Origin of the sequence: Nocardia sp. NPDC051321 (assembly GCF_044455225.1) — a bacterium.
Lineage (GTDB): Bacteria > Actinomycetota > Actinomycetes > Mycobacteriales > Mycobacteriaceae > Nocardia.
Genome location: NZ_JBITEM010000001.1, coordinates 329,099 through 344,352, shown reverse-complemented (window position 1 = coordinate 344,352; position 15,254 = coordinate 329,099). Strand labels below are relative to the sequence as shown.

General features: G+C 67.7%; 12 protein-coding genes and 1 tRNA gene. 6 read left to right on the top strand and 7 right to left on the bottom strand.

Annotated elements, in window-relative coordinates; translation table 11 throughout:
• Positions 1-62 precede the first annotated feature (62 nt).
• The 3 genes from mfd to ACIA8C_RS01520 form a co-directional block, all read right to left on the bottom strand.
• The gene (gene mfd, locus ACIA8C_RS01530; protein WP_397130292.1) at positions 63-3,677 is read right to left on the bottom strand and encodes a transcription-repair coupling factor; all 3,615 of its coding nucleotides are present in this window, start codon (positions 3,675-3,677) and stop codon (positions 63-65) included.
• Between the two features lie 81 nt (positions 3,678-3,758).
• Positions 3,759-4,406, bottom strand: coding sequence for a TetR family transcriptional regulator (locus ACIA8C_RS01525; protein ID WP_397130291.1), 648 nt, complete (start codon positions 4,404-4,406; stop codon positions 3,759-3,761).
• A 182-nt stretch (positions 4,407-4,588) separates the two neighbouring features.
• Positions 4,589-5,203: a TetR/AcrR family transcriptional regulator gene (locus ACIA8C_RS01520; RefSeq protein WP_396994391.1), complete on the bottom strand. Its 615-nt coding sequence runs from the start codon at positions 5,201-5,203 to the stop codon at positions 4,589-4,591.
• Positions 5,204-5,465: 262 nt separating this feature from the next.
• Here ACIA8C_RS01520 and ACIA8C_RS01515 point away from each other — a divergent pair.
• The 6 genes from ACIA8C_RS01515 (at position 5,466) to ACIA8C_RS01490 (ending at position 10,374) form a co-directional block, all read left to right on the top strand.
• Positions 5,466-5,536: transfer RNA gene (locus ACIA8C_RS01515), tRNA-Gln, on the top strand.
• A gap of 111 nt (positions 5,537-5,647) precedes the next feature.
• A complete protein-coding gene (glmU, locus tag ACIA8C_RS01510) occupies positions 5,648-7,135 on the top strand; it encodes a bifunctional UDP-N-acetylglucosamine diphosphorylase/glucosamine-1-phosphate N-acetyltransferase GlmU (RefSeq protein WP_397130290.1) in 1,488 nt (495 codons plus the stop codon).
• Positions 7,135-8,115, top strand: a complete 981-nt coding sequence (locus tag ACIA8C_RS01505) for a ribose-phosphate diphosphokinase (RefSeq protein ID WP_357381568.1) — start codon at positions 7,135-7,137, stop codon at positions 8,113-8,115. The genes glmU and ACIA8C_RS01505 overlap by 1 nt, the downstream gene beginning before the upstream one ends.
• A gap of 225 nt (positions 8,116-8,340) precedes the next feature.
• On the top strand, positions 8,341-8,601 hold the full coding sequence (locus ACIA8C_RS01500) for a hypothetical protein (RefSeq protein ID WP_397130289.1): 261 nt from the start codon (positions 8,341-8,343) through the stop codon (positions 8,599-8,601).
• A 162-nt stretch (positions 8,602-8,763) separates the two neighbouring features.
• Positions 8,764-9,684, top strand: coding sequence for a hypothetical protein (locus ACIA8C_RS01495; protein ID WP_397130288.1), 921 nt, complete (start codon positions 8,764-8,766; stop codon positions 9,682-9,684).
• A gap of 27 nt (positions 9,685-9,711) precedes the next feature.
• Complete coding sequence (locus ACIA8C_RS01490) at positions 9,712-10,374, top strand: DUF2461 domain-containing protein (RefSeq protein WP_397130287.1); 663 nt, start codon at positions 9,712-9,714, stop codon at positions 10,372-10,374.
• Here the strand turns inward: ACIA8C_RS01490 and egtD are convergent.
• The 4 genes from egtD to egtA form a co-directional block, all read right to left on the bottom strand.
• A complete protein-coding gene (gene egtD / locus ACIA8C_RS01485; RefSeq protein ID WP_397130286.1) occupies positions 10,371-11,342 on the bottom strand; it encodes an L-histidine N(alpha)-methyltransferase in 972 nt (323 codons plus the stop codon). The two genes, ACIA8C_RS01490 and egtD, sit on opposite strands and share 4 nt — an antisense overlap.
• Positions 11,339-12,229 (bottom strand): class II glutamine amidotransferase, encoded by an 891-nt coding sequence (locus ACIA8C_RS01480; protein ID WP_397130285.1) that lies wholly within the window; start codon positions 12,227-12,229, stop codon positions 11,339-11,341. The genes egtD and ACIA8C_RS01480 overlap by 4 nt, the downstream gene beginning before the upstream one ends.
• 25 nt (positions 12,230-12,254) lie before the next feature.
• Positions 12,255-13,601: an ergothioneine biosynthesis protein EgtB gene (egtB, locus tag ACIA8C_RS01475; protein ID WP_397130284.1), complete on the bottom strand. Its 1,347-nt coding sequence runs from the start codon at positions 13,599-13,601 to the stop codon at positions 12,255-12,257.
• 136 nt (positions 13,602-13,737) lie between these two features.
• Positions 13,738-15,087 (bottom strand): ergothioneine biosynthesis glutamate--cysteine ligase EgtA, encoded by a 1,350-nt coding sequence (gene egtA, locus ACIA8C_RS01470; protein WP_397130283.1) that lies wholly within the window; start codon positions 15,085-15,087, stop codon positions 13,738-13,740.
• Between the last annotated feature and the right edge of the window lie 167 nt (positions 15,088-15,254).

Below are 15,254 nucleotides of genomic sequence, written 5' to 3'. Positions count from 1 at the left end.
GATCGGCACTCATGCCTGCGCCTCGCTGACGCTCGCACGTGCCGGGGCGCCTGTTCGCTCGCTCATCGGGCGGCCGAAACCTCGGTCGCGGTGGTGAGATCGACTGCGCCCTGGGCTTTTCCGTCCAAGGCGAGCAGGAGGTCGGCGACGAATTGCAAAAGCACCACGTCGCGGACTCGTTCAGCACCGACGCTGTCCTCGACGCGCGGCAGCGGCAGCGAGATCACGCCGCTGGCGGCGCGATAGCTGGCCGCGGGGTAGATGCGTTTGAGGCGCATCTGTTTCGAGTCGGGCAGGTGCAGCGGGGAGATCTTGAGTGTGGTTCCGGTGACCGCGATTTCGGTGACCTCGTATTCGCGGGCCAGCAGGCGCAGCTTCGCGACGGAGACCAGGCGGCCGACCTCGACCGGCAGCGGGCCGTAGCGGTCGACGAGTTCCTCGACGACGGAGGCCAGGGCCGAATCGTCCTGCGCGGAAGCGAGTTTGCGGTATCCCTCGAGGCGCAGCCGATCGCTGCCGATGTAGTCGGGCGGGATGTGTGCGTCGACGGGGAGGTCGATGCGCATTTCCTTCGGCTCTTCGGTGGTGATGGGCCTGCCGTCGGCGGCGGCGCGGTAGGCCTCGACGGCCTCGCCGACCAGCCGGACGTAAAGATCGAAGCCGACACCCGCGACGTGGCCGGACTGCTCGGCGCCGAGCACGTTGCCCGCGCCACGGATCTCGAGGTCCTTCATCGCGACGGCCATGCCCGCGCCGAGGTCGGAGTTCTGCGCGATGGTGGCGAGGCGGTCGTAGGCGGTTTCGGTGAGCGGCTTCTCCGGCGGGTACAGGAAGTAGGCGTAGCCGCGTTCCCGGCTGCGGCCGACCCGGCCACGCAACTGGTGCAGCTGCGAAAGGCCGAGTGCGTCGGCGCGTTCCACGAGCAGGGTGTTCGCGTTGGAGATGTCGAGGCCGGTTTCGATGATGGTGGTGCAGACGAGCACGTCGAATTCGCGCTCCCAGAAACCCTCGACGGTGGACTCGAGGGCATCCTCGTTCATCTGACCGTGCGCGACAGCCACCCTGGCCTCGGGCACCAGATCGCGAATCCGCTTGGCGGCCTTGTCGATCGAAGAAACCCGGTTGTGCACGTAGAAGACCTGGCCGTCGCGCAGCAGCTCGCGTCGGATGGCGGCGGTGACCTGCTTGTCGTTGTAGGCGCCGACGTAGGTGAGCACCGGGTGCCGCTCCTCCGGTGGGGTGAGGATGGTCGACATTTCGCGGATACCAGCCAGGCTCATCTCCAGGGTGCGCGGAATCGGCGTTGCGGACATGGTCAGCACGTCGACGTGGGTGCGCAGCGCCTTGATGTGCTCCTTGTGTTCCACGCCGAAGCGCTGCTCCTCGTCGACCACGACGAGGCCGAGGTCCTTCCAGCGCACACCGGTCTGCAGCAGCCGGTGGGTGCCGACGACGATGTCGACGGTGCCGTCGGCCATCCCTTCCATGACGGCGCGGGCGTCGGCCGGATCGGTGAACCGGGACAGCCCCTTCACGTTGATCGGGAAGCCGGCGACGCGTTCGGTGAAGGTCTGCAGATGTTGTTGCGCGAGCAGGGTTGTCGGCACCAGCACGACGACCTGCTTACCGTCCTGCACCGCCTTGAACGCGGCCCGCACGGCGATCTCGGTCTTGCCGTAGCCGACGTCGCCACACACCACCCGGTCCATCGGGACGGGCTTCTCCATGTCGGACTTGACCTCGGCGATGGCGGTCATCTGGTCGACGGTCTCGGTGAACGCGAACGCGTCCTCCATCTCCTGCTGCCACGGGGTGTCGGGGCCGAACGCGTGCCCCGGCGCCGCCTGGCGGGCGGCGTACAGCTGCACCAGCTCGCCGGCGATCTCCCGAACGGCCTTGCGCGCCTTACGTTTCGTGTTCGCCCAGTCGGACCCGCCGAGCTTGGACAGGCTCGGTAGTTCGCCGCCGACGTAGCGGGACAGTTGATCCAGCGACTCCATCGGCACGAACAGCCGGTCGCCCGGCTGGCCGCGCTTGCCCGGCGCGTATTCGATGACCAGGTATTCGCGACGCGCGCCGCCGATGGTGCGCTCGATCATCTCGACGAATCGCCCGATGCCGTGCTGGTCGTGCACCACCATGTCGCCCGCGTTCAACGCGAGCGGGTCGACCTGGTTGCGGCGCTTGGCAGGCAGCCGCTTGCCGTCGCCCGGCGCGGTCATCCGGTTGCCGGTGAGGTCGGATTCGGCGACAACGACAAGGCCCGCGTCGTCGAAGATCAGGCCGTCGTGCAGCGAGCCGCACAGCACGCCGACGACCCCGTTGCTCGGTTCGGCGCCGGGTTCGAGCGTCGCGGCGGGCACGTCGGCGTCGGCGAGTCGTTCCAGAATGCGTTGCGCCGTACCGTGTCCGGCGACGACGACCACGGCGCGGCCGCCGGTGGCCACGTGCGCGCGCAGCGAGGCGAAGATGGTCGCCACGAGTTCGTCGGAGCCGCGGGCGGTGGGCCCGGCCAGCACCGGAAGTACCACCTCGGCGGGGACGCCCGCGGTGAGTGGGCTCAGCGTCCACCAGGGCAGGTCGCGCTCGTCCGCGCTCGCGTGCACGTCGGTCAGCGCCTGATAACCGGACGCGGCCAGATCCAGACCGTGTGCGCCGAGCGGCGCGTCGGCACCGAACGAGGCAGCGGTCCAGGACGCCTCCAGGAACTCCTCGCCGGTGCGCACCAGATCGGCGGCGCGGGTGCGGATCTTCTCCGGATCACACAGCAGCAGATGGGTGCCCTCGGGCAGCACCTCGGTGAGCAGCCGCAGTTCGCCGGGCTTCAGCACCGGAAGCAGCGCCTCCATGCCGTCCACCGGGACGCCATTGGCCAGCTTCTCCAGCATCTCCACCAGGGCCGCGTCGGCCGCGTAGTCGACGGCGACCTCGGCGGCCCGCTCGCGCACCGCCGCGGTGAGCAGCAGTTCGCGACAGGGCGGCGCGACAACGACATCCACCGACACCTCGCTGAGCGAGCGCTGATCGGCGACGGCGAACGGGCGCAGCTCGGTGACCTCGTCACCCCAGAACTCCACGCGCACCGGATGATCGGCGGTCGGCGGGAATAGGTCGAGAATGCCGCCACGCACCGCGAACTCGCCGCGCTTGCCGACCATGTCGACCCGGCTGTAGGCGAATTCGACCAGGCGCGTGAGCAATTCGTCGAAGTCGAGCTCGGCGCCGACGCGCAGCACGATCGGCTCGATGTCGCCGAGGCTGCCCGGCATCGGCTGCATGAGCGACCGCACGGTGGTGACCACCACGCGCAGCGGTTCGGGGAAGGCGGGATCTTCGGGATGGGCCAGCCTGCGCAGCACCTCGAGCCTGCGCCCGACGGTGTCGGCGCCCGGTGACAGCCGCTCGTGCGGCAGGGTCTCCCAGGACGGGAACTGGGCGACCGCGGGGCCGAGCATCTCTTCGAGCTCGACCGTCAGATCGTCCGCCTCGCGCCCGGTCGCGGTCACCACGACCAGCGGCCGTGTCGCCACGATCGTCGCGGCCACGAAGGCCCGCACGCCGGACGGCCCGACCAGCTCGACCGGGGACTTACCGACCAGCTCGGCGACGGTCCGCAGCGCGGCATCGGCACCGGCGACCGCCGCGAGTCCCGCAAGCGGTGGACGATGGGTCGGCATCACAACTCCTGAGCTCAAGCCGGGTATTTCGAGCAGCGAGCCGAGTCTAGTCAGTGCCGCCGACACATCGGGCTTGGGCTGCTAGGGCACGTAGCGACGCAAGCGTCTCGCCGCGAATTCGCGGAAGTAGGCGAGCTTCTCACCGGGGACGATCGACGGGAGCAGGAAGTACCAGACGCGTTCCATCCGGGTCGCCATCTGATCGATCGACTCGGTGCCGACGGCGACGATGTGCACGCCCGCGGTCATCTCCTGCAGCAGCATGCCGATCACCTCGGCGTCGAGCTCGGGCTGCAAATCGCCCTGGGCGATAGCCCTTTCGGAGAGCACGCGGTAGGTGTCGCCCCACGTCTTGGCGATGTTGTCGCCCTGCGCGCCGCGGTAATCACCGATCTGATGGGTCAGCTTGAGCATCGCGCCGACCATCGGATCGTTCATGGATAGGTCGGCAACGACATAGGTGATGCCGATGCACGCCTCGAGCGCGGGCACTCGGGGATCGAAGAAACCCTGACACGAGCTGACCAGCCGCTCGTTGCCCTGGTCGACGACCGCGCGCGCCAGCTCTTCCTTCGAGCCGAAGTGAAAGTACAAGGCGCCCTTGGTCACATTGGACTGCGCGATGATCTCGCTCAGACTCGCGTTCGCGTAACCCAAGCGCAGAAAGACATCGGCAGCGCCCGCAAGAACGGAGTCGCGGGTGATCTCCGCGCGCGCTTGCCTAGCCATCAGATCCGCCTGTCATCCTAAAAACCAGCCATCCTGAAGTAGACCGACATCACGAAGTAGACCGACTTACCGCCCGAACAGCACCCAAAGGATGGGTGAACCGTACCACCAGGCGGGCCCTCGGCAGTCAATTCGAGCATTCGACTGGACCCGCTTCGCAATTCGCTGGTTAACAACCCGAGTCACTCCTCGATACCGGCGCGCCACTCCGAGCTGAGATGTGGGTCGGCCTCCAGATGGCTCAGCCCGTTCCAGCACAGATTCACCAAATGCACGGCGACAACCTCTTTCGACGGTTTGCGTTCGTCCAGCCACCAGGTGGCGGCGGTGGCGACCTGCCCGACCAACGCCTGGGCATAGAGGGTGGCCAGGCTGGTGTCGAAACCGCGGCGCTCGAAATCCCCGGCGAGGATGTGGGCGACCTGGTTCACGGCCTCGTTGAGCAGGCTGGAATAGCGGCCCTCGGCATTGCCCGCCGGCTGATCGCGCACCAGGATGCGGAACCCGTCGGTGCGTTCCTCGATGTAGGTCAGCAGCGCGAGCGCGACCTGTTCGAGCCGGATCCGCGACCTGTTCTGGGTCAGCGACGACACGATCATGTCGAGCAGCATCGACATCTCGCGATCGACGACGACCGCGTACAACCCCTCTTTACCGCCGAAGTGTTCGTACACCACAGGTTTGGAGACTTGGGCCCGCTGCGCGATCTCCTCGATCGAGGTGGCGTCGTAACCGCGCTCGGCGAACAGCGCGCGACCGATCTCGATGAGCTGCTGTCGCCGCTGGGTACCGGTCATCCGTGGACGCGGCACTTTGGGCGGTTCACTAGCCGACATCGCTCCCGCCTCCCTTCACCACACGACCGTCCAGTGCCTTAACTGTTCCAGACAGCTCGCAAGATCGCCCCGTCAACCCCGGGCGTGCCTTCGATCAACTCCGGCCCCGGCGCTCTCGACGCTCCAACTACCGGCAAGAATCGCGGAGAGGCGTGGGTGTATGCGAGGATCTTTCCCGTGCCGTGGCACAGCGGCGGGAGTTCCCGATCCGCCGATGTGGCAATCCGCCGTGGTGTAATGGCAGCACCTCTGATTTTGGTTCAGATAGTTCAGGTTCGAGTCCTGGCGGCGGAGCTCGGCAGCACGATGACCTATCGTTGGCCCGCACATCTGCGCCCAGCACAGCAGGCCCGAGCAGGATGAGCAGAGCCCAGCAGCACGATGACAGGCAGCCGAGGGAGATCCATGCCACAGCAGACCGCCGTCGTCGTTCTCGCAGCCGGTGCCGGGACGCGAATGCGGTCGAAGACCCCCAAAGTGCTGCATTCGCTGGCCGGTCGAAGCATGCTCGCGCACGCGCTGCATGCGGCGAACGAGATCGACCCCGCATATCTGATCACCGTGGTCGGACACGACCGCGAACAGGTCGGCGCCGCAGTCGACGCGGTGGCCACCGACCTCGGCCGTGAGATCACCTCGGCAGTCCAGGAAGAACAGCTCGGCACCGGTCACGCCGTGCAGTGCGCACTGGCCGCGCTGCCCGTCGGCTTCACCGGCGACCTGCTCGTCACCTCCGCCGACGTGCCGCTGCTCGACGGGCACACGCTGTCCGCGCTGCTCGACGAGCACCGCTCGTACGCCGAACGGTCCGCCGTGACGGTGCTGACCTTCGTGCCCGACGACCCGAACGGCTACGGCCGCATCGTCCGCGACGCCGACGGCCGGGTATTCGAGATCGTCGAGCACGCCGACGCTACCCCGGCGCAGTCCGCGATCACCGAGGTCAACTCGGGTGTGTACGCGTTCGACGTGAATGTGCTGCGCACCATGATCAGCCGACTGTCCACCGCCAACGCCCAGCACGAGCTGTACCTGACCGACGTGCTGCGGCTGGCCCGCGAGGCCGGGCATCCGGTGCACGGCGCCCGCCTGGTCGACGCGGCCAAGGTCACCGGCGTGAACGACCGGGTCCAGCTGGCCAACGCGACCAGCAGGCTCAACCGCTACATCCTGGAACGGCACATGCGGGCCGGTGTGACGATCATCGATCCGGCCTCCACCTGGGTGGACGCGAGCGTGCGGATCAGCAGGGACGCGGTGCTGCGCCCCGGCGTTCAGCTGCTCGGCGACACCATGATCGGCGAGGACGCCGAGATCGGGCCGGACAGCACGCTGACCGATGTGGTCGTCGGCGACGGCGCCCGCGTCATCCGGACGCACGGCGAAGGCGCGATGATCGGCCCCGGCGCGACCATCGGCCCGTTCAGCTATCTACGACCGGGCACCGTGGTCGGCAATTCCGGCAAGCTCGGCGCCTTCGTGGAAACCAAGAACGCCTCGATCGGCGCGCACTCCAAGGTGCCGCATCTGACCTACGTGGGCGACGCCACCATCGGCGAGCACAGCAACATCGGCGCTTCCAGTGTTTTCGTGAACTACGACGGAGTGACCAAGCATCACACCACTGTCGGCTCGCATGTGCGAACGGGGAGCGACACGATGTTTGTCGCACCGGTAACGGTGGGTGACGGCGCGTATACGGCGGCGGGTACTGTACTGCGCAGAAGCGTTCCGCCCGGGGCACTCGCGGTTTCCGGCGGGCCGCAGAAGAATATCGAGGGCTGGGTGCAACGTCACCGTCCTGGAACGGCCGCGGCGCGCGCGGCGGCAGAAGCCAACGCCGCCAAAGAGGACTCCGGTCGGGCAATCGAGCAAAAGGATGGCAAACAGTAGTGACCGCGTCATGGATCGATAACCAGAAGAACCTGATGCTCTTCTCGGGACGCGCTCATCCTGAGCTGGCCGAACAGGTCGCCAAGGAACTCGACGTCCACGTCACCCCGCAGACCGCGCGCGACTTCGCCAATGGCGAGATCTTCGTCCGGTTCGAAGAGTCGGTCCGCGGCTCCGACGCGTTCGTGCTGCAGAGCTTCCCCGCGCCGCTGAACCAGTGGCTGATGGAACAGCTCATCATGATCGACGCGCTCAAGCGCGGTTCGGCCAAGCGGATCACCGCCGTGCTGCCGTTCTACCCCTACGCCCGCCAGGACAAGAAGCACCGCGGCCGCGAACCGATCTCGGCTCGCCTGGTCGCCGACCTGCTGAAGACCGCGGGCGCGGACCGCATCATCACCGTCGACCTGCACACCGATCAGATCCAGGGCTTCTTCGACGGCCCGGTCGATCACATGCACGCGCAGCTGCAGCTCGCCGAGTACATCCGCACCAACTACACCCTCGACCACATCACCGTGGTCTCCCCCGACTCGGGCCGTGTGCGCGTCGCCGAGAAGTGGGCCGACTCGCTCGGCGGCTCGCCGCTGGCGTTCATCCACAAGACCCGCGACCCGCTGGTGCCCAACCAGATCAAGGCGAACCGCGTGGTCGGCGATGTCGAGGGCCGCACCTGCATCCTGATCGACGACATGATCGACACCGGTGGCACCATCGCGGGCGCGGTCAAGGTGCTCAAGGATGCCGGCGCCGGTGACGTGGTCATCGCCGCCACGCACGGCGTGCTGAGCGACCCGGCCGCCGAGCGGCTCGCCGCCTGCGGCGCCAAGGAAGTTGTGGTCACCAACACGCTCCCGATCACCGAAGAGAAGAAGTTCGCGCAGCTGACGGTGCTTTCCATCGCGCCGCTGCTGGCCCGCACCATCCGCGAGGTGTTCGAAAACGGCTCCGTCACCGGCCTTTTCAACGGCAACGCTTGAGCTTGCTTGACCGCCTCTCCGAGTATTCAGGCCAGACTCAGGTGCGATTACGGTCGCGTTGGCGGCTGGCGGTGACGTTGTAGGTGGGTTCGCCCGTACCCGGTGAGTTACCCATGTGCTCACGAGATCAGGGCGTATGTATGAAAGCCGCCATGACTACTGTCTTGGCGGCTTTCTCTTTCGCTGGGTCCGTTAGTGATCGCGATCCGCGGGGATACTGGGGGTATGGACCGTGAATCGCTGGACACAGACATGGGGGACGACGACCAGGCCGACGAGATCCGCGCGTACGAGCGCAATATCGAGGATCCGCCGGATGACCTGCGCATTCGCTATCACGAGAACGACGATGACGGCAGGCTCGGCATCGCGGATGAGCTGGCGCAGGAGCCCACTCCGCGCGAACAGCGCGCCGAGAAGGCGCAGGACGACGAGCGGCCCGCCGAGGTGGTGGCCATGGACATCGTGGACGACACCGATCTCTGACGCCCGGTCGAAGCCGAGCCGCGCCACCTAGCGCAATCGGCTATGACAGCTCTACCGCCGTGGTACGCATAACGGACAAGCCGGACGCAGACCGTCCGCCGCGCGCGGACGGTCGCGTCGGAGGTACGCAGCGGTGCCGACCGGACGACACGAGGAGGCGCGATGAGCACGCCGCAGAATCCGAACCCCACCGGCGGTACACCGGAGCCAGCGGGCGAGGCGCCGAGCGAGTCCGGGTCGGCGGATCCCGCGGCGGACGCCGCAGCCGCGCCGACCTCGGGCGACTCCGCGCAGTCCGCGGACGCGAGTGCCGTCCCTTCGTTGTCGAAAGATGTTGGTGCGGCAGAACCTTCGAGTGAGCCGTATGCGGCGCCGGCACCTTCGGCGGGCGAGTGGTGGCAGCCGACAGACGCGCCCGCCGGACCGTTGGGCGGGCAAGCGCAACCAACGGGCGGCCAGCCGTCATCGGGCAGCGGATCCGCCGGGCCGCCTACCGATCACCCTTCGCCGGGTAACGGGCCCGCTGGAGCAGCAGCCGGTAACCAGCCGTCTTGGGGTGCGGATCCGCAGGGGCGGGGTGCGCCGACCGATCAACAGCAATGGGGTGCGCAGCAGCATCCGTCGAATCAGCCGCAGTATCCCGGCAGTGGCCCTCAATACCCGGGCAGCGGACAACCTCAGTACGCGAGCGATCAACCGTACTATCCAGGCAGCGGCCAACCGCTGGATTCTGGTAGCGCGCCGCAGTATCCGCAGGGCGGGGTGTACAACTATCCGCAGGGCGGCGGCTACAGCCAACAGCCCGGCGGCTACGGCAATTACCCGCCACAGTCCTACGAGCCCTACACCACACCGCAGCGGTCGTCCGGCACCCAGGTGTTCTCGATCATCGGTTTCGTCTGCGCGGTGATCGCGGTGCTGTTCTGCCCCATCCTGTTCGGCCCCGCGGGCATCGTGCTCGGCATCGTCGGCCACAGCAAGGGCGAGTCGCTCGGCAAGTGGGCCGCGATCGCGTCGGCTGTCACCATGATCATCGGCTTCCTGGTGGGGTTCCTTATCTTCAACGGAGACCTGAGAACGTAGATTGCTCTGTATGAGCGAGGCACAGTCATGACCAAGTTCGGCGGCTTCCCGCTGGCGGGGCTGGATTTCTACGAGGATCTCGAGGCCGACAACTCGAAGATGTTCTGGACCGCGCACAAGGATGTGTACGAGTCGGCGGTGAAGGCGCCGATGCTCGCGCTGACCGCCGAGCTGGAGCCGGATTTCGGTGCGGCCAAGATCTTCCGGCCGTATCGGGACGTGCGCTTTTCCAAGGACAAGACGCCGTACAAGAATCATCAGGGCGCGTATGTGTCCGTTGCGCCGAGCACCGGCTGGTACGTACAGGTCGGCGCTGCGGGGTTGTACGTCGCGGGTGGTTTCTACGGCGGTTCGTCGGAGCAGATCGCGCAGCTGCGCGCCACCATCGATCACGATGTGCGCGGCCCGGAACTGGTCGCGATTCTGGCGAAGTTGCGCAAGGCGGGTTACACGATCGGCGGCGAGCAGCTCAAGACCAAGCCGAAGGGTTACGACGCCGACCATCCGCGCATCGACCTGCTCCGGCACAAGGCCCTGGTCTGCAACAAGGAGATCGGGGCGCCGCCGTGGCTGGACAAGCCTCGGGCCGCCAAGGAGATCCGCACCGCCTGGGAGACGATGCGGCCCCTGGTCGACTGGCTCGCCGCGGTGGTGACCGGAGCGACTACCCGATCACCGCTGCTCGCTTAATCGCGGGCCGCGAGCACGAGCGCGAAGCGGCTGTCGGGGTCGGTCCACACCTCCTCGGTACTGAACCCGGCGGCGGACAGCTCCGCGTTCAGGCCGTCGACGCGGAACTTGGCGGAGATCTCGGTGCGCATCTGCTCACCGGCCGCGAACCGCACGGTGAGATCGAGGTCGCGAACGTTGACGGTCATGTCTTCGGTTGCCGCCAAGCGCATTTCGATCCACTCGTGCTCGGCGTCCCAGCGCGCGATGTGCTCGAACTTCTCCGGCGCGAAGTCGGCGTTCAGGCGAGAGTTCAAGACGAGCAGCACATTCCGATTGAACTCGGCGGTGACACCGGCGGCGTCGTCGTAGGCGGGAACCAGCACGGCCGGATCGATCACCAGACCGGCACCGAGCAGCAGCTGCTCGCCCGGTTCGAGCACCTCGTAGATGCTGGCGAGGAATTCGGCGCGTTCGGCCGGGACCAGGTTGCCGATGGTGCCGCCGAGGAAGGCGATCATTCGACGCCCGCCGCCGGGCAGGTTGTGCAGGGTGTCGGTGAAGTCGCTGACCACACCGTGCACGGCCAGCCCGGGGAACTCGGCCGCGATCTCGTCCGCCGCGGCCCGCAGCGCCGAGGACGAGACATCCTGCGGGACATAGGTCTTCAACGGACCCTCGGCCGTGAGCGCGGAGAGCAGCAGCCTGGTCTTGGCGGCCGAGCCCGCGCCGAGCTCGACGAGCACCTCGGCCTGCGCGACCCGGGCGATCTCGCCGACCACTCGCTCCAGTAGCGCGCGTTCGGTGCGCGTCGGGTAGTACTCGGGGAGCTCGGTGATCTGCTCGAACAGTTCACTGCCGCGAGCGTCGTAGAACCACTTGGGCGGCAGCCACTTCGGGTCCGCGGTGAGGCCGAGCCTGGCGTCCGCGCGCAATGCCGAGGTGAGGTCGTCGTCGGACAGGTGGATCTCCAGCGTCGGTGCGGTCATCGTGAGGTGCCTTTCGTGCTGTCGGGCAGCGGATCGATGGTGAGCTTGCCTGGACGGGCGGCAACCAGGCTGCGGTCGGGGATCGACTGCCAGTTCGGGTTGTCGTCATAGGGTTCGGAGGAGAGCACGGCGAAGGTGTCGGTGACCAACGCCGACAAGGCGTGCTGCACCGTGGTGGCCCAGAGGGTTTCGCCGTCGCCGAGCAGGAAGTTGAGTCGCGCGGTCGGCGCGTGTTTCAGCACGGCGGTCACGAGCAGCTCGAGGGCGGTACCCGGGGAATCGACGAAACCGTCCGGAGCCACCGCGGTGAGCAACTGCCGCAGCAACACCCAGAGTGTCGCGGCGTCGGTGGGCGATTCGGCGTCGAGCAGCTGAACCGTCTCCAACAGCCGGGTCGCGCCGAATTGGGTGGCGGCCATATCCAAGTCCGACGATGCCGCGGTGACGACCTTGCGCCAGTCGGGCACCGACCCGTTGTGGCTGAACGCCCAGCGGGCGCTGGTGAACGGCGCGCATGCGGCCCGCTCGACGGGCATGCCGACGGTGGCGGACCGGATCGAGGCCAGCACCGCGGTCGAACGAAGTTGCGGCAGTACCTCTTCCACCGCGGGGTCGGTCCAGATGGGGGCGGGGTTGCGGTATCGGCTGGCGAACAGTGTGCTGCCGGCCCCGGCTTCGCCGGGAAATGCACTGGTCGCCAACGGGTTCCGAGTGCCGTCCGAGTCGACGACCCGCCACCAGGCGACGCCGAAACCGTCGGCGTTGATCGTGCCGCCGCCACGCATGTCTCGCGGCGCCCACGCTTGGGTACGCAGGGAATGCGTACCGGCCGTGAGCATCTCGCCGACACTGACCGGCGGACCGACATAACCGAGATGTCTGCACATCAGCGCGCACCTTCCGTTGGTCGGCTCATTCGCCCTCCCCCGGACGCAGGTCGCGGGCGAGCCGGAATCCGGAAAAGATCTGACGGCGGATCGGGTGATCCCAGTTGCGGAAGGTGCTGCGGCAAGCCACCGGGTCGGTGCCGAACGAGCCGCCGCGCAGGACGCGATAGTCGCCGCCGAAGAAGACCTCGGAGTACTCCTTGTATGGGAAGGCGTGGAAGCCCGGGTAAGGGTCGAAACCCGATGCGGTCCACTCCCAGACGTCGCCGATCAGCTGGTGCACACCGGCCGGGGTCGCTCCGGCCGGATAGGCGCCGACGTCGGCCGGTTCCAGGTGGCGCTGGCCGAGATTCGCGGTCGGCGCGTCGGGTTCGGTGTCGCCCCAAGGGAATCGGCGGGCGGCACCGGTGGCCGGGTCGTGCCGCGCGGCCTTTTCCCACTCGGCCTCGGTGGGCAGTCGCTTGCCTGCCCAGTTCGCGAACGCCTCCGCCTCGAACCAGCACACGTGCACCACCGGCTGATGCGGGCGCAGCGGGGTGAGCACGCCGAAGACGCGACGCCACCACTGCCCGGCGGAGTCGCGCTCCCAGAATTGCGGCGCGACCAGGCCCGCCTCCTTCCGGTGCGCCCAACCGCGTTCGGACCACAGCTCTTGGCGGTCGTAACCTCGATCGTCGAGGAAGGCGAGGTACTGCTCGTTGGTTACCGGCGCGGCGTCGATCGCGAAGCCGGGCAACCGAACTCGGTGCGCGGGGCGCTCGTTGTCCAGCGCCCACGGTTCGGTGGAGGTGCCCATGGTGAATTCGCCCGCGGGAACGACGACCTCGCCGGTGACGGGTGCCGCGGTGGCCGGAACGGCGAGCGCCGTCAAAACCGGGGCGCCGGTGCGCAGCTGGTGGGTGGCCAGCATGGTCTCGTCGTGCTGCTGTTCGTGCTGGGCGATCATGCCGAAGGCGAAGCCGCCGTCGACCAGCGGCGAGCCGCGTAAGTCGCTGCGGCCCAGCACATCCCACACCTTGTCGCGGACGGTGCCGACGTATCCCCTGGCCTGGGCCGGGTCGAGCAGTGGCAGGGCGGGGCGGTTGGAGCGGGCGTGCTTGAACGCGTCGTACAGCTCATCGATGTCGGCGCGCACCGCCTCGCGGCCGCCGACATCACGGACCAGCCATAGTTCTTCTTGATTGCCGATGTGTGCGAGATCCCACACCAACGGGCTCATCAGCCGCGAATGCTGCGCGACCAGCTCGGCCTCGTCGATGCAGTCGGTGAGGGTGAGGGTGCGTTGTCTGGCACGAGTTAGTACTTCGGCGATCTGCTCGCGTAACTGCTCGGTGCCGGAATTGTCCGTGGCAGGCGAATGCTGAATGGTCACGTTGGTTCTCCGGTGCTAGTTCTTGTCGGGGTCGGCGCAGCTCTGTACGCCGGGCCGGATCGGCAATGCAGACAAGCTCGTCGCGCGACCGCGCCACGCGGGCGCTCGCGCACGACCCCGTCTCGCCGGGGTTCATTCACGAGACGACTCCGGAACCGCCCGCCCTGGCACCGTCCATGGCGGATTCCGCCACGGGTCCCTGGCCGCTGCGACATCGCTCGGCGGCGGATTCGATCTCCCGGGTGGCCGCTGCCGACGCCGCGTTGGCCGCGGCCAGGCCGAGGAGCTCGACCGCGACGGCCCGGATCTCCAGCTCGGCCAATCCATAGCGAGCGGCATCGAGCCAGCGCCCGGCGAGTGGTGCGGCGACAGCGATCGCCTCGGCCACGACGGTGCGGCTGGACATGAGCGCGTCAAGGACGTGGATGGGGACGGTCCAGCTGTCGCCGGGCTGGGCGTCGATGTAGCGGACCTCCAGATATCCGGACGCGCGTACCGGCGGGAACAGCGTGGTCAGGTGATAGTCGAGGTCGTTGCGGTCTGGTCTGCGGCCGACCTCGTCGTCCAAGGCACCGGAGAGCCAATCGGCGAAGGTGGCTCCCGGCGGCGGGGACCAGCCGGTGTCGGCACCGTGCCCATTCGCGCCGAGCCCGTCACCGTCCGGTCTTCGGACACACAGCAGCGGCACGTCGAGCGCCCATCTGCTGTAGCCGACGATCGGATCCGCCCAATCCATCAGCGGCGGCCTGGTTCTGGCGTTGTCGAGGCGCAGCCAAGCCCGCATCCGCTGGGAGGCCCACTCGCCGGCCGGTGCACCGCGCAAAGCGGGCGAGCAGGCGAAGGCGGCAAGCATGGCCGGGCCGATGGCATAGAGCGCGGTCCAGCGGGCGGCGATGTCGGCGCGATCGGCGCCCGCATCGACGCTGACCTGGGTCGCGGCGGTATTGCACATCATGAGCTTGCCGTACGGGCCGATACCGGCGAAGGTCTGTTCCATGGCGCGATAGCGCGGCAACTGGAGCAGCCGCTTGGGGCGGCGGTCCGCGTCGGCGGCAGCGGAAACGGTTCGGATGGACCGGGATTCGAGAAGTTCCCGCAAGAGGCGGGCATCGTCGCGGAGCGAGGTACTCAGCTGCGCGGCATCAGCGAATGGTGCGCTGGATAGTTCGATCTGACCGCCGGGTTCGATGGTGACCCGGCTGCCCCCTGGTAATGCCTTTTCCGGCGAATCGGGGGCGATGGACCGTGGTGCGTAAGGTCCGAGGGCATCCGCAAGAGCAGTCAATTGCGGACGCGGGGCGGCCGAGGGGCCTGACGCCTGACACTCACCCTGCACGGTGAGCCATTCGAGCTCGGCGCCGATCAGCGTGGGTGGTCCCTGCTTGAAGCAGACACCACCGATATACGCTTCCGCGGCGGCCCGCGAATTGAGATCTCGGTCGTGAATAACCCGACTGACCAGCTCTGATTCCAGCGTGACCGCCATGCCAACCTCCACTGTGCGTCCGAGTTGCTGTGGTTTCGTGTCCGCCGTCGATCTGTCACCACCGCGTGGCCGTGCTGTGATCCGCTCGCGGCGGTCCATCCAGAGTAGCGAGCGGGACCGACAAGAAATCGACAAGAATCCGAACTGGGGACCAGCCAGGGACGGGC